The sequence below is a fragment of the Sphingopyxis sp. LARHCG72 genome (assembly GCF_052871675.1).
In genome coordinates this window covers 112,236-135,241 of record NZ_JBIXJU010000009.1, presented here as the reverse complement: position 1 = coordinate 135,241, position 23,006 = coordinate 112,236, and the positions used below count along the sequence as shown (strand labels likewise).

The window sequence follows — 23,006 nt, the reverse complement described above, 5'->3', positions numbered from 1 at the left end:
CGCCGCGACCGACTAAATAGCCAGACGACGATAGTTGCTGGAGATTTCAGGTGACCGAAGCCGAACAGGATCAAGCCTTTTCCGACGCGCTCGCGCGCTTTGGCGGCGCAATCGCCCGCATGGCGCGCGGCTATGAAGCCGATCCCGACCTTCGCCGCGACCTCGAACAGGATATCTAGGTCGCGCTCTGGCAAAGCCTTGCTCGTTTCGACGGGCGCTGCGCGCTCAGCACGTGGGTGTGGCGGGTCGCGCACAACCGCGGTATTTCGCACATCATCGCGCGGCGGCGCCATAGCCGACGCCGCTGGTCCAACATCGAAGATATCGACCTGCGCGACCCCGACCCGACCCCGTTCGACCACGCGACGAGCGATCGGGCGATGACCCTGATCCTGTCGATCATCGAGCGGCTCGACCCGCCCGACCGGCAGATATTGTTGCTCTATCTCGAGGGCGTCGCTGCGACGGAGACCGGCGAAATTACCGGCGTCTCGCCCGAGGTCGTCACAACCAAGATCCACCGCTTCAAGGCCATGCTCACGCGCCGCTTTGCCCCGATGGGAGACACATTATGACCAGCCTGAATGACGACGGCCTGCGCGGCCTGTGGCGGCAGGATAGCGATGCCCTGGGCCCATTGCCGCTCGCCGAGGTCAAGTCGCGCGCGACGGCGTTCAATCGCGCGATCGGCAGGCGCAACCGCCGCGAATATATCGCGGTCGCCTTCGTTGCCCTGATCTTCGGCCTCTATGCCGCGATCCTGCCCGGCATGCTGCTCAAAATCGGCAGCCTGCTCATGATCGGCGGGGGTTTCGTCATGGCATGGCAGCTGTCACGTCATACCTCACGGCCCGACCCCGGCGCCGAAGCGGCCGACGTCCACGCCTATTACCGCGCGCAGCTCGTTACCGAGGAGCGAATGCTGGCGCGCGTCGACCTCTGGTATATCGGCCCGCTGATCCCCGGCCTCGCGGTGTTCATGGCCGGCCTTGCCAGCCAGTTCGACAGCACGCTCGGCTTCGCCGCCTTCACGGCGATTCCCGTGCTCGCCATCCTTGGCGTCTGGTTGCTCAACCGCCGCGCCGCCGCCATGCTCCGCGAACAGATTGCCCGGCTCGACGCCGCGACGGAAGGACAGTGACAATGACCCGCCTGCTCGCATCAACCGCGATCGCCGTGACCATCGCACTCTGCACGCCGTCGGTGACGCTCGCGCTCCAGCCCCCCGCACCGGCGCCAACGACCGACAGTGCTTTTGACAAACGCGCAGCGCAACTGGTCGACCTGTTGGCCGGCAGAATCGCCTATACGGACTATTTCGACCCGCATTTCCAGGCCGCCGTCCCCGAACCGCAATTCAAAGCCTTCAGCGCCAGTTTGATCGCGCAATATGGCAATCCGGTCGCAATCGACCGCGCCACCCGAACGCACGGCCGTTCGGGTACCGTCCTGCTGCGCTTTGAAAGGGGCATCGCAACCGTCTTGCTCGACGTCGGCGCAGCCGCCGACGCGCGCGTAACGGGACTACGCGTCACCGGCGTCACGGTGGCCAATGACAGCTTCGACAAGATCGCGGCCGAAATCGCGGCGCTGCCCGGTCAAACCGGTTTCCTCGTCGCCGAACTCGACGGCACCGCCATCCGCCCGCTCGCCTCGGCGGCTCCTGACCGGCAATTCGCTATCGGGTCGACGATTAAGCTCTATATCCTCGACGAACTTGCCGCACAGGTCGCCGCGGGCAAGCGGCGCTGGTCCGACGTCGTGCCGCTGTCGCACCTCAGCTTTTCGTCGACGGCAACCGCCAACTGGCCCGTCGGCACGCCGGTGACGCTGCAGACGCTGGCGAACTGGATGATTTCGGCCAGCGACAATGGCGCGACCGACACGCTGATCCACCTGATCGGCCGCGCACCGATCGAGGCGCGGATGCGCGCCGCGGGACATAAAGATCCGTCGCGCAACACGCCGCTGCTCACCACGGTCGAAGCCTTTGCGCTGAAAGGCGATAATTTTGCCGACCTGCGCCCACTTTTCGTGCGCGGCGACGATGCGGCGCAGCGCCGATTGATCGAGAGCAACCGGAAGCGACTGATCCTCGCCAACGTCGACGGCGTCAGCTTCACCGAGGGCCCGCGTTTCATCGACAGCCTCGGATGGTTTGCGAGCCCGAACGATATCGCCCGGCTAATGGTCGACCTGCGCGCGCGCGGATCAAAACCCCTGCTCGCCGCGATGGCGATCAACAACGGCGTCGGCCCGGTGGCGGCCGCGGACTGGAGCTATCTCGGCTACAAGGGCGGATCCGAAAACGGCGTGCTGTCGATGAGCCTGCTTGGTCAGCGCAAATCCGACGGCAAATGGTTCGTGGTAACCGGGAGCTGGAACAATCCCGATGCCAATGTTGCGACCGAGCCATTCGTGGGGCTGGTCACGCGCCTGCTTGCCCTCGCAGCCAATCAGGCGGTGAAGCCGGCGGCGCGTTGACGCAGTCCTTTGCCGGCGTGCAGCGTCAGGGCCAGGCAGCCGGCGAGCAGGGCCGCGTCCTTGAACAGGAATTGCGCGGTCGAAGCCATGAAAGGGAAACCATAGCCTTCCTGCCATAATGGCACGCCGAAGCTGAAGCTCAGCGTCACGAGGAAGGTGGCCATGCCCATCAGCCCGCCGAGCAGCCCGGCGCGATGCGACCACGCCCCCGATGCGATCAACGCACCTGTTGCCAACTCGATCGTCCCGATGACATTGCTCGTCCCCTGAACGCCGACCAGCGGGTACATCCACGCGAACAGCGGATAGTGCATGGCGATATCGGCGACGCCTTCCGCCTCATAGGTCGCAAATTTCGCGACTCCGAAAAATGCGAAGACAAACACCAGCGACCAGCGGAGCGCCCCGATCGCGAAGGCCGCGGGCGGAAGCCGGTCCAAAACTTTGAGCATATGAATGTCCCCGAATGATGATTTCAGGGAGTATTCGGACGTCCGCCCGGCCGGGTTACATCAGGCGGCGACCAAAGCCGCGACCAGCGCCTTGACCTTCGCCTGCCGCCATTGCGGCGTCGGCGCGACCAGCCAATAACCTTGCTTCACGGCGAAAGCGTCCCCCACCAGCCGCACGCGTCCTGCCGCGATGTCGGCCTCGGCGAGCATCGCCGGGACGTTCGCCTGCCCCAGCCCGTTCGCGGCCGCGTCGATCGCAAGGCCCGCATCGCCAAGCCGCAACGCGGGTTCACCGTCAGCGACGGGACAGCCCGGCCAGGCAATGCGCGTATCGCTGCCCGCCCCCGGCCCCGCGACGGTGACCATCAACGCCTCGGCGAGCGCCACGCCCTCATGCTCGCCAGCCCCGTCGGTCCAGAAGATCGCGAGGTCGAGGTTCGCTTCGGTAAAGTCGATGCCGCTGTCGGCCGACACCAGGGTGAATCGCACGTCGGGCGCCTGCTGGCTATACCGTGCAAGCCGCGGCGCCAGCCATTTGGCGGTCAGGTCGCGCGGCGCGGCGATCGTCAGCGACTGCGACGATTGTCCGGCCTGCATCGCGCGCACCGATTCCTCGAACTGCAGGAAACCCTGCCGCAACGCGTCGAGCCCCGCATCGGCCTCGCCCGTCAGCTCGAGCCCCTTGGGCGTGCGGCGGAACAGCACGACGCCGAGCATATCCTCGAGCGCGCGGATCTGCTGTCCGACCGCGGCAGGCGTCACCGCGAGCTCGTCGGCGGCGCGCGTAAAGCTCAAATGCCGGGCAGCGGCGTCGAACACGCGCAGGGCGTTGAGCGGCAGGTGCGTGCGCTTCATGACGCGGTCGCAGGCGCCACGAGCGGGAAATGCGGGATCGCGACGAGCATCTGCGATCCGTCGCCGAGTTCCATCGCATAGCTTCCGACCATCGACCCTTCTGGGGTCGGAAGCGGGCAGCCCGAGACATAGTCATAGGCGCCGCCGGGGACGATCAACGGCTGTTCGCCGACAACGCCCTCGCCCTCGACTTCGCTGATCTGGCCGCGCCCGTCGCTGATCCGCCAATGACGGCTGATCAGCTGCACCGCGGTCTCACCATGGTTTTCGACGCGGACATGATAGGCCCAGAACCAGCGCCCCAGCGCGGGATGCGACTGTTCGGGCAAATAGCTGACCGCCACGCGCACGGTGATCGACCCGGTGGTCGCCGCAAAGGGGAAGAAGGAGTCGATCATCGTGGTCATGGCGCCAGCGTCGCTCAAAGCCCGACCTTGGTCAATGCCTGGTCCAGATCGGCGATCACGTCGCGCGGATCTTCGAGGCCGATATTGATACGCAGCATACCCTCGACGACGCCCATGTCGATCCGCGCGTCTTCGCTCACGCCAAAATGCGTCGTCGTCCAAGGGTGGCAGCATAGGCTGCGCGAATCGCCGATGTTGTTGCTGATATCGACGAGTTCGAGCGCGTTGAGGAATGCCATCGCCTGCTCGCGCCCGCCATCGAGCACGAAGGAGAAGATCGGGCCGCACGCGCTCGACTGGCTCATCGCCAGATTATGCTGCGGATGGCTCGCGAGCCCCGGATGGAGCATCCGTGCAACGCGGCCTTCGATCGCCTTGCCAACCGCGAGCGCATTTTCCGACTGGCGGTGCGCGCGCAGGTCGAGTGTCTCAAGCCCTTTCAGCACCACCCACGCGTTGAACGGCGACAGGTTCGGCCCGGTGTTGCGCTGGAACGGCAGCAGCACGTCGTTGATGAACTTTTCGGTCCCGCACACCGCACCCGCGAGAACGCGCCCCTGTCCTTCCATCAGCTTCGTCGCCGAGTAAGCGACGACATCGGCGCCGAAATCCATCGGGCGCTGGAGCGCTGCGGTCGCGAAGGCATTGTCGACGACCGTCGTGATGCCGTGCGCTTTCGCGATGCCGCACACATGTTTCATGTCGACGATGTCCATCGTCGGGTTCGCGGGGGTCTCGAAGAAGAAGACCTTGGTGTTCGGCTTGATCGCCTTTTCCCACGCGTCATTGTCGCGGCCGTCGACGACGGTCGTCTCGATTCCGAAACGCGGACAGAGATGGTCGACGAGCCAGCGGCACGACCCGAAAGCGGCCTTCGCGGCGACGATATGGTCGCCCGCCGACAGCTGGCAGAGCAAGGCGGTGGTCATCGCGGCCATGCCCGTCGCCTGCGTGCGGCAAGCTTCGGCGCCTTCCATCAGCGCGATGCGTTCCTCGAGCATCGAAACGGTCGGGTTCTGGAGGCGCGAATAGGTCATGCCCTGTTCTTCGCCGGCAAAGCGCGCCGCGACCTCCTCGGCGCTGTCATAGGTGTAGCCCGAGGTCAGGAAGAGCGCTTCGGACGTTTCGCCATGCTCGCTGCGCCAGGTGCCGCCGCGCACCGCCTGCGTCGCGGGGTGCCAGTTCTTCGTCTTGCTGCGATCGAAACCCGTCGTCTTTTTCATTTTCTTATCCGTTCAAAGCCGAAACCACCGCATCGCCCAATGCCGCCGTTCCCATATTGCCCCCCAGATCCGCACCGCGACAACCGTCCGCCAGCACCTTCGCCACCGCCGCCTCGATCCGCGCCGCGCTCGCCTCGTCGCCGCCCGAATGGCGCAGCAGCATCGCGAGCGACAGGATCATCGCGAGCGGGTTGGCGACGCCCTTGCCTGCGATATCGGGCGCGCTGCCGTGGATCGGCTCGTACAATCCCAACTTGCGGTCGCTGAGCGAGGCCGAGGCGAGCAGGCCGATCGACCCGACGCACATCGATGCCTGGTCGGAGAGGATATCGCCAAAGAGGTTGCCGGTCACGACGACATCGAACTGGCCCGGATTGCGCACCAGCTGCATCGCGGCGTTATCGACATACATATGGGTCAGCGCGACGTCGGGATAGTCGGCGGCGACCTCGATCACCACATCACGCCACAGCTGCGAGGTTTCGAGCACATTCGCCTTGTCGACCGAGCAGAGGCGCTTCGCACGCCCCTGTGCAGCCCGGAACGCGACATGCGCGATGCGGCGCACCTCATTCTCGCTGTACGACATGACGTCATAGCCTTCGCGCTGCCCGTCTGTGGTCGTGCGCGTACCCTTTTCACCGAAATAGACGTCGCCGTTGAGTTCGCGGACGATCAGCAGATCAATCGCCGACGCAACTTCGGGGCGCAGCGCCGAGCTGTCCTCCAGCCCCGCGAACAGCTTTGCCGGGCGCAGATTGGCGAACAGGCCGAGTTCCGATCGCAGGCCGAGGATCGCCTGTTCGGGGCGCAGGTGGCGCTCGACATTGTCGAAGCGCGGATCGCCGACGGCGCCAAACAGAAGCGCATCGGCGGCTTTTGCCTTCGCCAGCGTTTCGGGCGGCAGCGGATGGCCCGTCGCTTCATACGCCGCCCCGCCGACGAGCGCGCGGTCGAGCGTCACCGGCAAGGCAAGCGCGGCGAGAACCTTCTCGGCCTCCGCCATGATTTCCGGACCAATGCCATCGCCAGCCAGCAGGAGGATTTTCAACGCGTCGCCCTTTCGTATCTCGCCAGCCGCTTAGACAGCGGCGGCGTGTCACGCAACCGCCCTGCCCAGCCGGTCGAGCAATCTTTCCCTTACGGACAGCAAGTCGCGGTTGCGGCCGTCGAGAATGTCGCGGTCGAGGAAGTGGCCGGTGATCGCCAGTCCGTCGATCACATCGGGCAAGGACGGGTTCGCATCGGCGGCGCGCAGGAAGGGCGGCAGGCGCATCAGCCGCGCCTCATAACCCGCCGCCGCGGCCGCGCTCACGGCACCGCCCGATTTCGGGCTGACGAAGGCAAGGTCGTCGGACACGCCCGTGACGACACATTCGTCGAGGTTCATCCCGAACCCCAGTTCGGCGAGCAGCAATTGCTCGTACCGCGCCAGCGCACCCGCCCATTGCCGCGCCGACGAGGCCGCGCCGATCGCGTCGAGCACTGCCGAAAGCGCGGCATAAAGCGCCGGATAGGGCTGGTTTTCGGGCAGGGTCGCCGCGGTCAGGCTCGTCGCCCAGTCGATCGCCGCGGCGGGCAGCGGCTCGGCGAGCAACGGTGCACGGCTCGTCAGCAATTCGGCGGTCGCGCCGGCAAGCTGCTCCTCGGTCCGCGCGCGCAGTTCGAGCGCGACCAGATTGCCCGGCATCAGGATCGGGCGCAGCCGCCGCGACCGCCCGCCGCGTACATAGCCCGCGACCAGCCCCGCCTCTTCGATCAGCGCGCGCACGATCGCGCCATGCTCGCCGTGCGCGCGCACCGCGCAGACAATGGCATCGGCGCTCAGGCTGGTCAAAGCACCATCTGCGTCTGCGTCACCAGCGCGACCTCGGCGCCCTCCTCGGTGCGGATGCGCGTCTGCCAGACCGACAGGCGTTTGCCGATCTTCACCGGGGTCGCCTCGCCGACCAGCACCGATCCGACCGGGCCGGCGCCGAGGAAATTGGTCTTGCTCTCGATTGTCGTCGTGCCATTCGCGCCTTCGGGCAAGGTCAGGAAGGCGCCGACCGCGCCGAGGCAGTCGGCAAAGGCCATGATCGCCCCGCCATGGACGATCCCGCCCGCGGTGCAGATCTCGGGCCGTACGGGGAGTTTGCCCGCGACGCGATCCTTGCTGCCATCGTGAATCGTGACGCCCAGCGTTCCCGCAAGCGGCATGGCGGCTGCAAAATCCATACTCATCCCCTTCACCGTCCCGAATGATAGAAATCATGCACCGCTTGCGCGACCGCGGCGCTCACACCCGGCGCCTTGCGGAGATCTTCGAGGCTCGCGCCGCGCACCGCGCGCGCGGTGCCGAAATGCATCAGCAGCGCCCGTTTGCGCGCCGGGCCGATCCCCGGCACCTCGTCGAGCGGCGATGTTCCCATCGCCTTCGCGCGCTTTTGCCGGTGCGCGCCGATCGCAAAGCGATGCGCCTCGTCGCGCAGTCGCTGGATGTAGAAGAGCACCGCATTGTTCGGCGGCAGCGTGAATTCGCGCCCGTCGGGATGGTAGAAGGTTTCGCGCCCGGCGTTGCGGTCGGGGCCCTTGGCCACCCCGACAAAGGTCAGGTCGTCGATCCCCAGTTCGGCAAACACCCCCGCGACCGCCGACACTTGCCCCTTGCCGCCGTCGATCAGCACGAGGTCGGGCCATTCGCCCTTGGTGCGTTCGGGATCCTCCTCGATCGCGCGCGCGAAGCGGCGCTGGAACACCTCGCGCATCATCGCGAAATCGTCGCCCGGCTGCGTTTCGGCGCGCTTGATGTTGAACTTGCGGTACGCGCCCTTGATCCAGCCCTCGGGGCCCGCGACGACCATCGCGCCCAGCGCATTGGTGCCCTGGATATGGCTGTTGTCGTAAATTTCGATCCGCTGCGGCGGGTTTTCGAGGTCGAACAGGTCGGCGAGTTCGCGCCCGAGCTTCGCCTGGCTGCTGCTTTCCGCCAGCCGCCGGTCGAGCTCCTCGCCCGCATTGCGCACCGCCTGTTCGAGCAGCCGGCGGCGGTTGCCGCGTTGCGGAACGCTGATCTCGATCTTGCGGCTGCCGCTCTCGCCGAGCGCCTCGGCGAGCAACGCGCATTCCTCGGGCTCGCGGTCGACAAGGATCAGTTTCGGCGGCGGCACGCCTTCGTAGAATTGCATCAGGAAGCTCGCCATCACCTCGGCCTCGGGCACCCCCGACACATGCGCCGGGAAGAAGCTGCGATGCCCCCAATTCTGCCCGCCACGGATGAAGAAGCCCGCGATACACAGCTGCCCGCCCTTCGCCGCGAGCGCGAACACGTCGGCATCGCCCAGCCCGTCGGCATGGACCGACTGGCTGCCCTGGATAAAGGTCAGTGATTTCAGCCGGTCGCGGATCACCGCGGCCTGCTCATAGTCCATCGCGTCGGCCGCCCTGGTCATCGCATCCCCCAGCCGCTTCTGGACCGCCGTCGAGCGTCCCTCGAGGAAATCCTGCGCATCGCCGACCAGCCCGGCGTAATCTTCCTTCGAGATACGGTCGACGCACGGCGCGCTGCACCGCTTGATTTGATACAACAGGCACGGTCGCGAGCGGTTGGCGAAGAAGCTGTCGGTACAGCTGCGCAGAAGGAAAGTCTTCTGCAGCGCGTTGAGCGTCTGGCCCACCGACCCCGCGCTCGCGAACGGCCCGTAATAGCGCCCCTTCGCGCGCCGCGCACCGCGATGCTTCTGCACGCGCGGAAAATCATGGTCGGTGCGGAGCAGGATGAAGGGGAAGCTTTTGTCGTCGCGCAAAAGGACGTTGTAGGGCGGGCGATAGCGCTTGATCAGCTGCGCCTCGAGCAGCAACGCCTCGGCCTCGCTGGTCGTCGTGACGATTTCCATCGCGCGCGTCTGCGCCACCATCCGCTGGAGCCGCTGCGGCAGCCGCGCGACCTGCGTGTAATTGGTCACCCGGTTCTTGAGCGCGCGGGCCTTGCCCACATAGAGCACGTCGCCGCGCGCATCGAGCATCCGGTATACACCGGGACGCGTCGGCAATTTGCGCACGACGCTGCGGATCGCTTCGGCACCGCGTTCGAGGTCAGGCTGGTCGCCCTCCCCGTCGCCGCCGCGCATCACATAGGTCGCTTTTTCTTCGTTGAATCGGTCAGGAGCGTTCGGGCCAGCCATGATTTTGCATGTAGGCGATGGCGGTGCGACCCGCCATAGTGCGCGAAGTAAAACATAGGAGGGGTCTTATGGAAATTCGCGGCAAACTGGCGCTGGTGACAGGCGGCAGCGACGGGATCGGGCGCGAGATCGCGCTGCAATTGCAGGGCGCAGGCGCCAGCGTCATCGTCACGGGCCGTTCGGCCGAGAAGTTGCAGGCGATGGCCACGCTCGGTTTCGGGACGATCGCGGGCGACCTGTCGACTCCCGCGGGTATCGATGCAGTCGTGGGCGGCGTTGCCGACAAGCCGCTCGCGCTGCTCGTCAATAACGCCGGGGTTGGCAGCGAATATGAGCTCGACAAGCTCGAAACGCTGGAGAGCGCCGCGCATTGTATCCGCACCAACCTCGACGCGCCGATCGCGCTCTGTACGCGGCTGCTGCCGGTGCTTCGCGCCCAGCCCGAAGCGGCCATCGTCAACGTCACCTCGGGCCTCGCGATCGCACCCCGCGCGGGCGGTTCGATCTATTGCGCGACAAAGGCGGGGCTGCGCAGCTACACGCAGGCGATCCGTTACCTGCTCAAAGACAGCAATGTCGCCGTGATCGAGGCGCTGCCGCCCGTCGTCGAGACGAACATGACCGCGGGCCGCACGGGCAGGAAGATGAGCGCACACGACTGTGCCGCCGAAATCGTTCGCGGCATCCGCACCGGCAAAAGCGAGGTCAACGCCGGCATGGTGAAGATGCTCCAGTTCGTCCACAGTGTCTCGCCCGCGCTTGCGCGGCGGATCATGATCAAATTTTGAGGATGGCCGGCATGATTACCCTTTACGGCGAAGGTCGCGGCTTCCGCGTCGCCTGGTTGCTCGAAGAAATGGGGCGTCCCTATCATATGCGGCCGGTCGACCTGCTCGGCGACCTCGAAAAGGATAGCGAATTTCTGGCGATCAACCCGGCTGGATTCATCCCTGCGATCGTCGACGGCGATACTGTGATGGTCGAATCGATCGCGATCATGGAGTATTTGCTCGCACGTTACGGACCGACCCCGTTTGCGCCGACGCCGGACGACCCGGCCTTCCCAGCCTACCAGCAGTTTCTCCATATGGGCGAAGCAGGACTCGCCGGTCCGATCAACGCCATTGTCGCGACGCACATCCTCGCCCCTGAAACCGAACGTGAAAACCGGACGACGGAGTGGGCGCTCGACATCTTCAGGAGCCGCCTCGGCCTTGTGAGCCGCCAGCTCGCACGAACGCCCTATATCGCCGCCGACCATTTCACCGCAGCCGATATCTCGGTGACCTATGCGCTCCAGTTCGCCCAGCGAACGATCGGCTTCACCTTCGGCGCGGCAGAGCTGGACTATATCGAGCGAACCACAGCGCGCGCGGGATATCAGCGCGCGATGGACAATTTCCCCGCGACCAAGGCATGGGTCGCGGGTCTGGCCGGCAGCAAATAGCCGCTGCAAGGCAGAAGCCACTGATCATTTACGATATGGGACGTCGGCTTTGGGGTGGGAAGCCGCCATAGGTTTGGTAGGTCTATAGCCCTAGGAGACCCCACACGATGAGCGCCAAGAAAACGCGTATAATGTATATCGAAGACAAGTCGGCAGGCCTCAATGGGCCAGCAAGGATCGGCCGGGTGACTTATTCAAAAACTGGCCAGTCGATCTATTACGGAGGTCGCACCTTTCAGCGACTGGGTGGCGATGGCTTTAAGGCCAACTATTTTGACGCCGACACAGGCGATCACTTTTGGATCTCCGGTCCCCGAAAAGATGGTCAAGACCGGCTATATCCATCCAGCTCCATGCCGGTGGAAATCGACCCCGACGTTCACGATGAATATTGGAGCGACATTCGAGGTCGAGCCGCCGCGCAATGACCGCAACCGGTCGAAAGCCGCCATAACATCAAACAAAACGCCCGCGGAAATCCGCGGGCGTTTTGTTGTCGGAAATGTCGAAGCGGTCAGCCCTGAGCGACGCCCGCGATCGCCTGGTCGACGAGCGCCTTGTCGGCCGCGGCGTCATGCTTGTCAGCGATCAGCTTCGCCGCCGCATCGGTCGCCGCCTTGGCGGCTGCGGTACGGACTTCGGCAAGCGCACCGGCTTCGGCAGCGGCAATGCGGTCTTCGGCCATCTGCTTGCGGCGCGCGATCAGCGCGGTCGCATCGGCCTTTGCCTTCGCAACCAGTGCTTCGGCTTCGGCGTCGGCGCGGGCGCGCATTTCGTCGGCTTCCTTTGCCGCGTCGGCGAGCTTGGCTTCATATTCGGCCTTCAGCGATTCCGCGTCGAGACGCAGCGCTTCGGCTTCCTTGAGCTGCTTCGAAATCTCGGCAATCTTGTTGTCGAGCATGCCCGCGACCATCGCCGGCACCTTTTTCCAGAGCAGGATAGCGATGAAAATCGCCATCGCGATCGACACCCAGACGGTCGCGTTGATGAAACCGAAGGATGCCGGCTCGGCCACGCCCTCCGAGAGGATCAGAAAATTAGCCATGGAGCACCGCCTTCACCGCTGCCTTGGCATCTGCCGCAGCGACCTTCACGCCCGACAGCTTGGCAACGAGGTCGCCCGCTGCTTCGGCCGCGACCGATTCGATTTCGGCCATCGCCGACGTGCGCGCTGCGCTAACGTCCGCTTCGGCTGCCGACAGCTTGTCGGCGAGTTCGGCGTCGACCTTGGCCAGACGCTTTTCGGCGTCCTTCGCAGCCTTGTCCTTGGCGTCCGTTACCGCTTTCTGCGCAGCGGCGCGGCTGGCGTCGCTTTGCTGGCGATAGCTTTCTTCCAGCGCATCGGCGGCAGCATGCGCAGCCTTCGCTGCGGCCAGATCGTCGGCCACCTTGCGGTCGCGCGCGTCCACCGTCGCCTCGATCTTCGGCAGCATGCCGCGGCCGATGACGAAAAAGACGAAGCCGAAGGTCAGCAGCACCCAGAAAATCTGTGATGCGGCATACCAGTTTTCAGCGAATTGGCTGATTTGAGGCATGGATACTCTCGACCGACAAGGAAAAATTCAGTCGCGGGGCCGCACCCGAACGGCCGGCCCCGCAAACGGGATCAGGCTGCCTTCAGGTACAGCAGGATCGCGATAAGGAACGACAGCAGGCCGAGAAGTTCGGCAGCCGCGAAGCCGATGAACAGGCGGCCCTGCTGGCCGTCGGCAGCAGCCGGGTTACGCAGCGCGCTTTCGAGGAAGCTACCGAAGACGTTGCCCACACCGATGGCGGCCATACCGGCACCGATAGCGGCCAGACCGGCGCCGATGAGCGAAGCAGCTTGAACGTCCATTTTATACTCCTTGGGAAAAACGTTGATTATACAGTTGAAATATCAGTGCAGATTGATCGCGTCGTTCAGATAGAGCGACGTGAGCAGCGCGAACACATAGGCTTGGATACCCGCGACCAGCAGCTCGAGCCCGCTGATGCCGACCATCAACGCCATGCTGGGGATGCCGACACCGAGCCCGACAGCGGGACCTGCGGCGATACCGTCGATGATGAACGAGGCGAACACCTTCATCAGCACGTGGCCCGCGGTCATCGCGACGAAGAGTCGCAGCGCGAGGCTGAACGGGCGGACGAGGAACGACACGAGTTCGATCACCGGGATCAGCCACAGCAGCCACCAGGGCGTGCCGTGCGGGACGAACAGCGAGAAGAAATGCAGGCCGTGGCGCCAGAAACCGACGATCAGCACGATCGAGAAGCTCAGGATCGCAAGAAAACCGGTGATCGCGAAGTGGCTCGTCACGGTGAAGGGATGCAGACCGAACAGGCCGAACGGCATCAGGCCGATCACGTTCAACATCAGGATGAACATGAAGAGCGAGAAGACATAAGGCGTATATTTGCGGCCTTCGGGACCGATATTGGCGTTCATCATGCCCGAAATGAAGCCGGTGAAGCCTTCAACGGCGACCTGCCAACGGCCGGGGACGAGCTGGCGCTTCATCCCGCCGATCATGAAGACCCAGAGGAGAAGGCCGGCAATGACCATCCACATCGCGCTCGTCGTAAAGGCAACCTCGTGATTGCCGACATGGAACATGTCGAACATCTTCTGCACCTCGAACTGGTGCATCGGGTCCACTTTGCCTTGATCCGCCACGCGATACCTCGCCTTAAATCCCCGTCAGTCCGGCTTTGTCGGCCGGACGTTCGCAATCCGAAATATGTTTCTGAAGGCGACGACTATTCCGAGGAACAGTACCGCCAACAGGCCCCAGGGTGCCGTGCCCGCAAAATGGTCGATCGTCCAACCAACCAGCGCGCCGCCACCGATCCCGCCCAGCAGTTCGGCCAGAACGCGGTTACCGAGCTTGTAATTCGCATCGGTCTCCGGTCCGGCGTTCACTGCGGTCCGTTTCGCTTCTGCGGCTTCGGCCCGGTCCAATCGCTCTTCGAGCGAGACCAGGCGCGAATCCTCCGAAGCTGGTTCCGGATCGCTGCCGTTCCCCGTCATTTGTGCCATCCTCCTGAAACAGAGCCGATATCCATCGATTCCGCCTGCGAAAAAAGGCCCGAAAATTCGGGGGACCCCTAAGGCGCGGTCCGTTTAGGAACGACGCCCGATGAAGTCAATGCTTGTGCGCAGGTGCACAAAATTGAGGTAGCACAGGCACGCAAAAATGCCGCCGCGTTTAGGGGCGCGGCGGCATCTGAGGGCCCTCGAGCCCCATTATGCGGTTCGGCGGTTTACGGGCAGCGCGCGTCGCGTTCGGGCGGGCCGCTGTCGCGGGTTTTCCACGCGCCACCGGGAGTCTGGTATTTCTCGCCCGGCTTAGTCTGCGCGATCAGGTTGCAACCGCTGGTGAATGCGAATTGCTGCACGGTGCTGCCGGTCGACTGCGCGCTCGCGGTATAGGCCGCCTTGCGCTTGATGTTCAGGTCCTCGACCAGTGCGCGGATCGCCGGGGTCGGCGTCGTTGCAAAGCCGAGATAGCCGTCGACCTGCTCGCCGATCTGCCCCGCGGCGCGTGCGGCGGCATAGGCGGGATCGCGCTGCGCCATCGCCGACGGCACAGCCAAAGCAACGGCCGCGGTCGCCGCAATCGCGGCAAGGGCCAGTCCGGTCGGTTTCCACTTCGTCATACGCATCTTCTTATTCCCCATCAGAATATCTCGCTATTCTGCTCGATGAGCTTCTTGGCATCGCCATCCAGCCTGTACACCACTTCCTGACGGATGTTGATGTTCAGGTTGATCTCGATCGGCTTGTCGGGCGTTTCGATCTGGACGCAGCCCGCAAGGGCCGACATTCCCGTCATCAGTGCCAGACAGCGACCGCTTATGGCCAGCCTCCTTGCTCCAGTCTTGGTTTTCTTCATCGCATGGGCTCGCTTTCTGGAGGCTGAACGGGTGGTGGCGCGCCTTTTTTGGCGGCTTCGGCTTCTTCTTGCGCGCGCATCAACGCGGGCAGATTTTGTTCGATCAACAGCGAAGGGTCGTAAAAGCCCTTCGCCGAGGTGAGCAACTGGCGGAACGGCGCCTTGATCTTCACATTGAAGACCAGCGGCAGTTTCGCAACCTGGTTGGTCAGGAAATTGCGCGTCGCGCCCACCCCCTGCCCCACGCCGCCAAAACGGATGTCGGTTACCATCTCGCCGTCGAGGTCGCCGTTCAGGATGATCGTGAGGTCGTCATATTTGAGGCTGCGCAGCGCGCCAAAGGCAAAATTGGCTATCGCGCCCAGGTTACGGTTCGACAATTCGCCGACATAGGCGAGCGTGCCACCGCCCGCGCGCGAATCGATCCGACCGCCCACGATGCGCCCCCCCAGCCCGTCGAATTCGACCGGCAGCGTCCCGTCGAACACGCCGGTCGCGTTGATATTTTCGAAGCCGAAGCTTTGCAGGAAGACCGCGGCGTCGACCCCCACGATATCGAACGACAACCGCCGCGCGTTTTCGGCGCTGAAATCGAGCGTCGTCGGATGGAGCAACAGCTTGCCCCCGGCGAAGGGCCAGCTGCCGCCCTCGACCCGCACGCGGTTGTCGCCGAGCAATCGATATTCGATCTCACCGTCGAGCACCGGAATGCCGGGGTTGATCTCCTTGATCTTCGCGATCTGCCCCGGCGCCGACTTGAGCCCGATCAGGTCGTCGAAGCTGAGCGTGGTGGTCAGGCCGGTCACCGGGCCGAAGGCCGCGGCGAGGCTGGCGTCGGCGGTCGCAAAGGTGCCGCGGCTGGTGACGCCGTCGGCGGTCCATTCGATACGCCCGTCGCCGACCACCGACCCACGGACATTGGCGACGACACCGAGCGCGAGACTGGTCAACTGGTCAGGCTGAAACGCCTCGTTGAATCGCAGTTCCTTGACGGTCAGGTCGGCCGAGCCGCTGCTGTCGGCGAGCCGGTGGCGGATCAGCGTGTCGAGAATCTTCGTCCCCGTCTTCCGTTCGTTGAAACCTGCCTTCGCTTCGATAATTCCGTTCGCAAAGCGCAGGCTCGCATCGTTGCTAACGAGTGGGAAAAAGCGCGGATCCGGCGCGGCGTCGGTGAGTTGCAGCCCGCCGTAGAGCGTCAGCGCGCCATTTGCAAAGCGCCAGGTCCCGGCGATCTCGCTCATATCGAGCGGCACCGCGCCGATCTTTCCGTTCGCGCCGCGCAGCTCGCCCGCCATACCCTGCGGCGCCCGACGCCCGCTCAGGCTATCGGCAGCAAAGCGCGTAACGCTTTCCCCCTCGCCGAGCCGGATATCGGCGCGCGCGAGCGACCAACGCATCGCCGACAGGTCGATATTCGCTGGCCCGCTTCGCAGGCTGAACGGCGAGCTGCCGCTTGTGCCGCGCAGCGATAAGCCCGGGATGCGGACATTGCCGCGCAGCCCGTCCGGCCCCGCGCTCAGCAGCGGCGTGCCCGGGCGGCTGCACAGGTCGATCGCGCTTCGGCCGAGCCGGAAACCGCCGACCTCGATCCGGTCGGCGCCGACGCGGCTGCATCCTCCGTCGAACGCCAGCGCACCCGTCGGCGCAAGGAAGCCGTTCAGTGGCACCGTCAGCCGCTCGACGCGCCCGCTCGCCAGCGGTCCCGACAGCGCCGCGGCGGTCGCGAAGCGAAGCAAGCCCCCCGCACCGCCCGAAAAACGGACCGGCGTCAGCGCCAGCCGCGCCCCTTCGGCGATATAGGGATCGAAGCTGGCGAGGCCGGTCACCCTGCCCTCCTCGTTGCGATCGATGCTCAGCGTTCCCGAGGGCAGGTCGCCGCCTGCGATGCCCCAGCGTCCCGTGGCGATCACGGCGGGCTCGTCCGCACCATAAAGATAGCCGATGCGACTGTCCGCGCTGCCGACGAAGCGTGCGCCGCTGGCGCTCGTCAGGACCGGCGCGATCAGGTCTACGCGCGCCGTCGGCCCCTCGCCCGCGATGGCGAAGCCCGCGCTGCCGCTCGCATCGGCGAGCACGCGGCTGAGCGCGCCGACGGCCTTCGCCGCCAGCGGACCCACCGGCGAACCCGCCAGCCCGCGCGCGCTTTCGGCGAGCGAGCGGCGCAAGTCGGCGCTGCCGCTCGCCCGGACAAAGCGGACCTGCCCGTCGAACTTCGGCGCCGCACTGCCGACGCTGCCCTTGGCGTCGAGATTGACCGTCTCGGCCACGAAATCGGCGCCGCGCAACTGCGCCATGTCGGCATCGACGTCGAGCTTTGTCAGTACCGCGGTCCCGTCGAAGCTCGCGCGCATACCCATCCGATCGGCCGCCACCGGCCCCGCGACAAGCCGCGCGATGCTCGCGTCGGCCTTGCCCTTCCAGCTTTGCAAATCTTCGGACAGCGACAGGTCGAGAGCGATTTGCGGCGACGCGGCGGTGACACCTCCGTCGGCGCAGCGAAGGGCGCCGCCTCGCAACGGGCCGACGAGCCGCGGCCGGACATCGCGGACGAGAACCGCGCCGTAGAAGCTGATATCGTCGCCGCTGCACCCCGCGGCCGCGATACGCGGGGCGACAAGCGCGAGCTTGCCCGTGAAATCGCGGCGCAGATTTCCGCCGCCATTCAGCGCCGCGCCGACGTTGCCCCACGGCGTCTCGACCCGCGCCCTCGCATCGCGGAGCGCGACCGACAGGTCGGGCAGAGCAAAAGGATCGGTGCTCGCAGGGTCGCGAAATTTGTCGAGCGCGCCGAAGGAAAGGCGGTCATCGACGAAGCGGCCGTAGAGCCGGACCCCTTCGGCGCGGATTTCCGAAACATAGGGTCCGCGCCAGCCATAGCCGAGCAGGACTTCGACCTTTTTTGCGGTCAGGTCGGGACGCTTGGGGTCGCCGATGACGATGTTGGACAGTATCTCGCTGCGAAAACCGATCCGGTCGATGGTGTAGCGCGCGGGGACGCCGCGGCTTTCGAGCTGGTCGGCGATGAATTCGTCGGCGATCGGCTCGCGCGCGATCCACACCCCCGCGACAAGGATGATGACCGCGCCGGCCGTCAGCCAACGTTTCTTGAACAGCACAGTCCGGTACTTCCACCGCGGCGCAGCGCCGTCTTCCACATCAGTCATAGAAGTTGGCCAATGACGTCATGGCGGCAAAATCTCGTCCCTCGACCCGAACCCCGTTCAGGGCAGAAACGCCGGAAATTCCGTTTCGATGCAGGAAATTGATCCGGTTCGCCATCTTCCTTTTCCTATGACCGTTGAGTGCGCCTCACAAGGCGGTTATTCCCGCGTCATGGGGGACAGGGAAACGCCCTTTCATCTGGGACATCGCGCGCGGTAGCGCGCGCGCCTGCTCGACGACGCCGACGGCCTCGCCGATTACGAGCTGGTCGAATATCTCCTTGCGCTCCCGATCCCGCGCCGCGACACCAAGCCGCTGGCGAAAACGTTGCTCCGCGAATTCGGATCGCTGGCACAGCTTGTCAGTGCCGATCCCGAATCGCTTCGCCGCATCGACGGGCTGGGCGACACCGGCATCGCCGCGCTCAAGATCGTACTGGCGACCGGACTGCGCCTGCCGAAGGGCGAGTTTCGCGACAAGCCCCTGCTTTCCAGCTGGGATGCGCTGCTTGACTGGCTGCGTGCCGACATGGGACCGATCGACGTCGAGCGCGTCCGCGTCCTCTATCTTAACGCGCGCAATATGCTGATCCGCGACGAAGTCGCGAGCGAAGGATCGATCGACCAGTCGGCGATCTATGTTCGCGAAGTGATCAAGCGCGCGCTCGAGCTCGGCGCCTCGGCGATCATCCTGGTCCACCCCCCCCCCGAGCGGCAGCCCCGAACCGAGCCGGCAGGATATCGCAATCACCAAGGACATTACGAGCGTCGCGGCGAAACTCGGGACCGCGCTGCACGACCATATCGTCATCGGTGGTTCCGATTATCGCAGCTTTCGCGCAATGGGGCTTCTCTAGGCGACGGTCAGAAACCGGGGCGGCGTTTGACTTCCGCCCGCCCCTGCCTCATCATCCTGCCATGCAGATTCGACGCGGTCTTCTCCGCTTCCGTTTCCACGGGGGACAGCTTCTCGCGGGCTTTTAGCCCCGGGTTCCGGCGCGACTGCCCCGAACCCGGGGCAAATTCCGTCCAATACAGCCACGCGCGGAGAACCGCCGCGCGTCAGCCGGAAAGTCCGCGCCATGACCAAGAAGAAAAAGGGGGCCGTGATGCCCCCGATCCGCATGATCGACAGCGAAGCCGATGCGCTCACCGAAATGACGCTGCACCAGCAACGCGATTCGATCCGATTTTATGAACTGCTGCTCGGCGAGATTGACCGCGCCGCCATCTGCGACCGTTCGGCTATCCCGCCCGACGTGGTGACGATGGGGTCGAAGGTCACCTTCAGTGACGAGAAAAACGGCACCGAACGGACCGTTCGCCTCGTGTATCCGGCGGAGGCCGATATTTCGGCGGGCCGGATGTCGATCCTGACCCCGGTGGGTGCAGGACTGATCGGCCTGAGCGTCGGCCAGTCGATCAACTGGCCCGATCGCGGCGGCATCGAACATCGCCTGACGATCGTCGCGGTGGAACAACCGGGCTGACTGGAACAGCGATGCAGCCGCCGGATCGCTCCGACGGCTGCACCACCCCGCGGGACGCCGTTAGGCGCCGCGCGACAGGAAACCGGTCAGTTCGGTCTTGTTCACACCGCCCGACTTGTCGCCGTCGGCCGATGCAAAGGCCTGACCGATCCAGCTTTTCACTTCGGCCGATTCGACATCGGCGCTGGGATCGGTGGCGGCGCGCAGCTTTTTCATCCACGCGCCGAACTCGGCTTCGTTCAGGTCGCCATTCTTGTCCCCATCATAAGTGGGGAATTCCTGCTCGACGATCTGGGCGATCTGGGTGGGCGTTGCCGCGGCACCCGACGGGGCGGGCTGGCTCGAAGCCGGCGGTGTTGTCGAGGCGTCGGGGGCCGGCGCCGGGCTCGCCGTATCCGGAGCCGGCGCGGGTTCGGTGGCCGTCGGCGGATTTGCCGGGTCCGACGCGGGCGCGGTGGTTTGCGCAAGGGCCGGGAAGCTGAGGGCGGCTGCGCCGACCAGAAGCATCTGCTTCAACATGATCTATCTCCTGATTATGGGGTTACTGCGGTTCGGATTCGGGCTTTTCCTCGGAATCCGGTGCGGGCTGGTCCGCCGGAGGGGTCGGTTCAGCCGCGGGGGGCGTCTCGCTCGGTGCTGCGTCCTCGGTCGGGGCCTGATCGGTCGGTTTGGTTTCGTCCGTCGGCTTCTTCTCGGGTTCGGGGGTCGTCGTGTCGGTCGGCGCCGGCTGCGACTGCGTGCTCGGGGCAGGTTCGTCGGCCGGAGCGGTCGTCTGGGCCAGAGCGGGGAAGCTGATGGCCGCGGCGCCGATCAAAAGCACTTGTTTCAACACATTTATTCTCCTGTAACGACGACTTCGGCGGTCGGTGCGACCTGTCGCCTTTCTGATGGGGCATGAAGGCAACCCATCGTGTTTGCGCAAAGTTGCGGCTGCTCCGCATTTGGCGAAACGCCCCGTCCCTGCTACGGGGCGCCCCGTCGTGGTTCCGCAGGGATTCCACGACGAGGCGCCCAAAAAGGAAGGAAATTCAATGGTTCCGCGTTACGCACGGCCGGAAATGACCGCGATCTGGTCGGCCGAGAATCGCTTTCGCATCTGGTTCGAGATCGAAGCGCACGCGACCGATGCCCTTGCCGAGCTGGGCACCGTGCCGAAATCGGCTGCCAAGGCACTGTGGGATTGGTGGGCAACCAACCCGGTAATCGACGTCGCGGCGATCGATGCGATCGAGGCGGTCACCAAGCATGACGTCATCGCCTTCCTGACGTGGGTGGCCGAGAATGTCGGCGACGAGGCGCGCTTCATGCATCAGGGCATGACGTCGAGCGATGTGCTCGACACTTGCCTCGCGGTCCAGCTCAGCCAGGCGGCCGACATCTTGCTCGCCGACCTCGACGCACTGCTCGAAGCGATCAAGCGCCGCGCCTATGAGCATAAGCTCACCCCGACGATCGGCCGCAGCCACGGCATCCACGCCGAACCGGTGACCTTCGGGCTCAAGCTCGCCGAAGCCTATGCCGAATTCTCGCGCTGCAAGATCCGCCTGCAAGCCGCGCGCGCCGAAATCGCGACCTGCGCCATCTCGGGTGCGGTCGGCACCTTTGCGAACATCGATCCGCGCGTCGAAGCGCATGTCGCCGCGAAGCTCGGCCTCGCAATCGAGCCCGTCTCTACCCAGGTTATCCCGCGCGACCGCCACGCGATGTTCTTCGCCGTGCTCGGCGTCGTCGCCTCGTCGATCGAGCGCCTGTCGGTCGAAGTCCGCCACCTCCAGCGCACCGAAGTGCTCGAGGCCGAGGAATATTTCTCGCCCGGACAGAAGGGTTCGTCGGCGATGCCGCACAAGCGCAACCCCGTGCTGACCGAGAATCTGACCGGCCTCGCTCGCATGGTGCGCAGCGCCGCCATCCCCGCGATGGAAAATGTCGCGCTGTGGCACGAACGCGACATCAGCCACTCGTCGGTGGAACGCTTCATCGGTCCCGACGCGACGATCACGCTCGACTTCGCGCTCGCACGCCTGACCGGCGTCGTCGACAAGCTGCTCGTCTATCCTGCCCGGATGCAGAAGAATCTCGATCGCATGGGCGGGCTCGTGCATTCGCAGCGCGTGCTCCTTGCTCTCACGCAGGCGGGCGCGAGCCGTGAGGAAAGCTATGTCCTCGTCCAGCGCAACGCGATGAAGGTGTGGGATTCGGACGGCCAGCTTTCGCTGCTCGAATTGCTCAAGGCCGATGCCGACGTCACCGCGAAGCTGTCGGCCGACGAGCTGACCGCGCTGTTCGACCTTGGCTATCATATGAAGCATGTCGACACGATCTTCGACCGGGTGTTCGGGGCGGCATAGCCCCGGACTGGAATCGCGCGGCAATCTGTCATAGGGTCGGCGCCAGACCGACAGAGGAGCAAGACGAAGTGGGAATCCTGCGCACGATCATCTGGGTCTTGTTGACCGCCATCCTCGTCATTTTCGCGATGGCGAACTGGATTCCCGTCACCGTCACGATCTGGCCAGGTCAGGTGCTCGACACCAAATTGCCCGTCCTGATCCTCACCGCATTCCTGATCGGCAGCGTGCCCATGTGGATCGCGCTGCGCACGACGCGCTGGTCGATGAAGCGCCGCCTCGACGCGAGCGAGCGGCAGGCGGCCGACCTGCGTGCGCTTGCCAACCGGCCCGTCGAGGTCACGCCGACCGCGCCGGTCAACGACGTCCCGCCCACCCCCACCGATCTTTTCTCAACGGACAAGCCATGACCTCACCGCTTTATCTCGCCATCGACACGACGCACCTCGACGCCGCGCTGACGCTGGCGCAGAAGGTGCGGCGCCATGTCGGCGGGTTGAAGCTGGGTCTCGAATTCTTCTGTGCCAACGGCCACCACGGCGTGCATGAGATGGCGAAGCTCGGCCTGCCGATCTTCCTCGACCTCAAGCTCCACGACATTCCGAACACGGTGGCCAAGGCGATCCAGGCGCTGCGCACCCTCGAACCCGCGGTGCTGACGGTCCACGCCGCAGGCGGCCGCGCGATGCTCGAAGAAGCGAAGGCGGCAGCGGGTCTCAATACCAAGGTCGTCGCGGTCACCGTGCTCACCAGCCTCGATGCGCCCGATCTCGACGATATCGGCGTCGGCGGCACCCCGCATGACCAGGTGGTGCGCCTTGCCGCGCTCGCGCGCGAATCCGGCCTCGACGGCATCGTCTGTTCGGGACAGGAAGTGAAAGCGGCGCGCAAGGCGTGGCCGGGCGGCTTTTACGTCGTCCCCGGCGTCCGCCCCGCGAACGGCAAGACTGGCGACCAGAAGCGCGTCGTTACGCCGGCGCAGGCGATGGCCGACGGCGCATCGATCCTCGTGGTCGGCCGCCCGATCAGCCAGTCGGCCGACCCCGACCTCGCCGCGCGCGAAATCGAAGCGACGCTTTAAACCCCAATTTCGTCCTC

At 65.1% G+C, this 23,006-nt stretch carries 29 protein-coding genes and 2 pseudogenes; 12 read left to right on the top strand and 19 right to left on the bottom strand.

What is annotated here, in order from left to right:
- Positions 1–50: 50 nt before the first annotated feature.
- From ACIPPQ_RS18765 to ACIPPQ_RS18750, 4 genes and pseudogenes are all read left to right on the top strand, one after another.
- Positions 51–179, top strand: coding sequence for a hypothetical protein (locus ACIPPQ_RS18765; RefSeq protein ID WP_446545573.1), 129 nt, complete (start codon positions 51–53; stop codon positions 177–179).
- A gap of 15 nt (positions 180–194) precedes the next feature.
- A pseudogene (locus tag ACIPPQ_RS18760) lies at positions 195–575 on the top strand (RNA polymerase sigma factor); the annotation flags it as partial.
- The gene (locus tag ACIPPQ_RS18755; protein WP_446545572.1) at positions 572–1,141 is read left to right on the top strand and encodes a hypothetical protein; all 570 of its coding nucleotides are present in this window, start codon (positions 572–574) and stop codon (positions 1,139–1,141) included. The pseudogene ACIPPQ_RS18760 and the gene ACIPPQ_RS18755, both read left to right, overlap by 4 nt.
- Positions 1,142–1,143: 2 nt before the next feature.
- Positions 1,144–2,484: a serine hydrolase gene (locus ACIPPQ_RS18750; RefSeq protein WP_446545571.1), complete on the top strand. Its 1,341-nt coding sequence runs from the start codon at positions 1,144–1,146 to the stop codon at positions 2,482–2,484.
- Here the strand turns inward: ACIPPQ_RS18750 and ACIPPQ_RS18745 are convergent.
- The 8 genes from ACIPPQ_RS18745 to uvrC are packed head-to-tail and all read right to left on the bottom strand — an operon-like array spanning position 2,457 to position 9,584.
- The gene (locus tag ACIPPQ_RS18745) at positions 2,457–2,936 is read right to left on the bottom strand and encodes a DUF417 family protein (RefSeq protein WP_446545570.1); all 480 of its coding nucleotides are present in this window, start codon (positions 2,934–2,936) and stop codon (positions 2,457–2,459) included. The genes ACIPPQ_RS18750 and ACIPPQ_RS18745 overlap by 28 nt on opposite strands.
- A 60-nt stretch (positions 2,937–2,996) precedes the next feature.
- Positions 2,997–3,791, bottom strand: coding sequence for a LysR family transcriptional regulator (locus ACIPPQ_RS18740; protein WP_446545569.1), 795 nt, complete (start codon positions 3,789–3,791; stop codon positions 2,997–2,999).
- Complete coding sequence (gene apaG / locus ACIPPQ_RS18735) at positions 3,788–4,189, bottom strand: Co2+/Mg2+ efflux protein ApaG (RefSeq protein ID WP_446545594.1); 402 nt, start codon at positions 4,187–4,189, stop codon at positions 3,788–3,790. The genes ACIPPQ_RS18740 and apaG overlap by 4 nt, the downstream gene beginning before the upstream one ends.
- Positions 4,190–4,212: 23 nt before the next feature.
- Positions 4,213–5,421, bottom strand: coding sequence for a trans-sulfuration enzyme family protein (locus ACIPPQ_RS18730; RefSeq protein ID WP_446545568.1), 1,209 nt, complete (start codon positions 5,419–5,421; stop codon positions 4,213–4,215).
- A 4-nt stretch (positions 5,422–5,425) separates the two neighbouring features.
- A complete protein-coding gene (gene leuB / locus ACIPPQ_RS18725) occupies positions 5,426–6,472 on the bottom strand; it encodes a 3-isopropylmalate dehydrogenase (protein ID WP_446545567.1) in 1,047 nt (348 codons plus the stop codon).
- Positions 6,473–6,520: 48 nt separating this feature from the next.
- Positions 6,521–7,258 (bottom strand): DNA repair protein RecO, encoded by a 738-nt coding sequence (gene recO, locus ACIPPQ_RS18720; protein WP_446545566.1) that lies wholly within the window; start codon positions 7,256–7,258, stop codon positions 6,521–6,523.
- On the bottom strand, positions 7,255–7,638 hold the full coding sequence (locus tag ACIPPQ_RS18715) for a PaaI family thioesterase (protein ID WP_446545565.1): 384 nt from the start codon (positions 7,636–7,638) through the stop codon (positions 7,255–7,257). The genes recO and ACIPPQ_RS18715 overlap by 4 nt, the downstream gene beginning before the upstream one ends.
- Before the next feature lie 11 nt (positions 7,639–7,649).
- Positions 7,650–9,584 carry an excinuclease ABC subunit UvrC gene (gene uvrC, locus ACIPPQ_RS18710; protein ID WP_446545564.1) on the bottom strand — a complete coding sequence of 645 codons (1,935 nt, stop codon included), beginning with the start codon at positions 9,582–9,584 and terminating at the stop codon, positions 7,650–7,652.
- 68 nt (positions 9,585–9,652) lie between these two features.
- On the opposite strand from uvrC, the gene ACIPPQ_RS18705 reads away from it, so the two are divergent.
- The 3 genes from ACIPPQ_RS18705 to ACIPPQ_RS18695 all read left to right on the top strand — a co-directional run bounded on the left by ACIPPQ_RS18705 (position 9,653) and on the right by ACIPPQ_RS18695 (position 11,459).
- The gene (locus tag ACIPPQ_RS18705; RefSeq protein ID WP_446545563.1) at positions 9,653–10,372 is read left to right on the top strand and encodes an SDR family oxidoreductase; all 720 of its coding nucleotides are present in this window, start codon (positions 9,653–9,655) and stop codon (positions 10,370–10,372) included.
- An 11-nt stretch (positions 10,373–10,383) separates the two neighbouring features.
- A complete protein-coding gene (locus tag ACIPPQ_RS18700; protein ID WP_446545562.1) occupies positions 10,384–11,031 on the top strand; it encodes a glutathione S-transferase family protein in 648 nt (215 codons plus the stop codon).
- 107 nt (positions 11,032–11,138) lie between these two features.
- Positions 11,139–11,459, top strand: coding sequence for a 1-deoxy-D-xylulose-5-phosphate synthase (locus tag ACIPPQ_RS18695; protein WP_446545561.1), 321 nt, complete (start codon positions 11,139–11,141; stop codon positions 11,457–11,459).
- An 86-nt stretch (positions 11,460–11,545) separates the two neighbouring features.
- On the opposite strand, the gene ACIPPQ_RS18690 is transcribed toward ACIPPQ_RS18695, so the two are convergent.
- The 9 genes from ACIPPQ_RS18690 to ACIPPQ_RS18650 all read right to left on the bottom strand — a co-directional run bounded on the left by ACIPPQ_RS18690 (position 11,546) and on the right by ACIPPQ_RS18650 (position 18,188).
- Positions 11,546–12,076, bottom strand: coding sequence for a F0F1 ATP synthase subunit B family protein (locus ACIPPQ_RS18690; RefSeq protein WP_446545560.1), 531 nt, complete (start codon positions 12,074–12,076; stop codon positions 11,546–11,548).
- Positions 12,069–12,566, bottom strand: coding sequence for a F0F1 ATP synthase subunit B family protein (locus ACIPPQ_RS18685; protein WP_446545559.1), 498 nt, complete (start codon positions 12,564–12,566; stop codon positions 12,069–12,071). The genes ACIPPQ_RS18690 and ACIPPQ_RS18685 overlap by 8 nt, the downstream gene beginning before the upstream one ends.
- Positions 12,567–12,637: 71 nt before the next feature.
- A complete protein-coding gene (locus tag ACIPPQ_RS18680; RefSeq protein ID WP_037515205.1) occupies positions 12,638–12,868 on the bottom strand; it encodes a F0F1 ATP synthase subunit C in 231 nt (76 codons plus the stop codon).
- Positions 12,869–12,910: 42 nt separating this feature from the next.
- The gene (locus ACIPPQ_RS18675; RefSeq protein ID WP_327455017.1) at positions 12,911–13,663 is read right to left on the bottom strand and encodes a F0F1 ATP synthase subunit A; all 753 of its coding nucleotides are present in this window, start codon (positions 13,661–13,663) and stop codon (positions 12,911–12,913) included.
- A gap of 51 nt (positions 13,664–13,714) precedes the next feature.
- Positions 13,715–14,044, bottom strand: coding sequence for an AtpZ/AtpI family protein (locus ACIPPQ_RS18670; RefSeq protein ID WP_327454453.1), 330 nt, complete (start codon positions 14,042–14,044; stop codon positions 13,715–13,717).
- A 233-nt stretch (positions 14,045–14,277) separates the two neighbouring features.
- Entirely contained in the window at positions 14,278–14,679 is a 402-nt protein-coding gene (locus ACIPPQ_RS18665; protein ID WP_414713279.1) for a YdbL family protein, read from the bottom strand.
- Positions 14,680–14,693: 14 nt separating this feature from the next.
- Positions 14,694–14,909 (bottom strand): YnbE family lipoprotein, encoded by a 216-nt coding sequence (locus tag ACIPPQ_RS18660; protein ID WP_446545558.1) that lies wholly within the window; start codon positions 14,907–14,909, stop codon positions 14,694–14,696.
- The gene (locus ACIPPQ_RS18655; RefSeq protein WP_446545557.1) at positions 14,906–18,073 is read right to left on the bottom strand and encodes an intermembrane phospholipid transport protein YdbH family protein; all 3,168 of its coding nucleotides are present in this window, start codon (positions 18,071–18,073) and stop codon (positions 14,906–14,908) included. The genes ACIPPQ_RS18660 and ACIPPQ_RS18655 overlap by 4 nt, the downstream gene beginning before the upstream one ends.
- The gene (locus ACIPPQ_RS18650) at positions 18,066–18,188 is read right to left on the bottom strand and encodes a hypothetical protein (protein ID WP_446545556.1); all 123 of its coding nucleotides are present in this window, start codon (positions 18,186–18,188) and stop codon (positions 18,066–18,068) included. The genes ACIPPQ_RS18655 and ACIPPQ_RS18650 overlap by 8 nt, the downstream gene beginning before the upstream one ends.
- Positions 18,189–18,299: 111 nt before the next feature.
- Here ACIPPQ_RS18650 and ACIPPQ_RS18645 point away from each other — a divergent pair.
- Both ACIPPQ_RS18645 and rnk read left to right on the top strand, forming a co-directional pair.
- Positions 18,300–18,927, top strand: a pseudogene (locus tag ACIPPQ_RS18645) (JAB domain-containing protein).
- Positions 18,928–19,152: 225 nt separating this feature from the next.
- Positions 19,153–19,560: a nucleoside diphosphate kinase regulator gene (rnk, locus tag ACIPPQ_RS18640; RefSeq protein ID WP_446545555.1), complete on the top strand. Its 408-nt coding sequence runs from the start codon at positions 19,153–19,155 to the stop codon at positions 19,558–19,560.
- A gap of 60 nt (positions 19,561–19,620) precedes the next feature.
- On the opposite strand, the gene ACIPPQ_RS18635 is transcribed toward rnk, so the two are convergent.
- Both ACIPPQ_RS18635 and ACIPPQ_RS18630 read right to left on the bottom strand, forming a co-directional pair.
- Positions 19,621–20,079, bottom strand: a complete 459-nt coding sequence (locus ACIPPQ_RS18635; RefSeq protein WP_327454441.1) for a calcium-binding protein — start codon at positions 20,077–20,079, stop codon at positions 19,621–19,623.
- A 22-nt stretch (positions 20,080–20,101) separates the two neighbouring features.
- Positions 20,102–20,392, bottom strand: a complete 291-nt coding sequence (locus ACIPPQ_RS18630; protein WP_446545554.1) for a hypothetical protein — start codon at positions 20,390–20,392, stop codon at positions 20,102–20,104.
- A gap of 199 nt (positions 20,393–20,591) precedes the next feature.
- On the opposite strand from ACIPPQ_RS18630, the gene purB reads away from it, so the two are divergent.
- From purB to pyrF, 3 genes are all read left to right on the top strand, one after another.
- On the top strand, positions 20,592–21,908 hold the full coding sequence (purB, locus tag ACIPPQ_RS18625) for an adenylosuccinate lyase (protein WP_446545553.1): 1,317 nt from the start codon (positions 20,592–20,594) through the stop codon (positions 21,906–21,908).
- A 68-nt stretch (positions 21,909–21,976) separates the two neighbouring features.
- Positions 21,977–22,318 (top strand): lipopolysaccharide assembly protein LapA domain-containing protein, encoded by a 342-nt coding sequence (locus tag ACIPPQ_RS18620; RefSeq protein ID WP_446545552.1) that lies wholly within the window; start codon positions 21,977–21,979, stop codon positions 22,316–22,318.
- A complete protein-coding gene (gene pyrF / locus ACIPPQ_RS18615) occupies positions 22,315–22,989 on the top strand; it encodes an orotidine-5'-phosphate decarboxylase (RefSeq protein WP_446545551.1) in 675 nt (224 codons plus the stop codon). Before ACIPPQ_RS18620 ends, pyrF begins: the two co-directional genes overlap by 4 nt.
- The last annotated feature ends 17 nt before the right edge of the window (positions 22,990–23,006 follow it).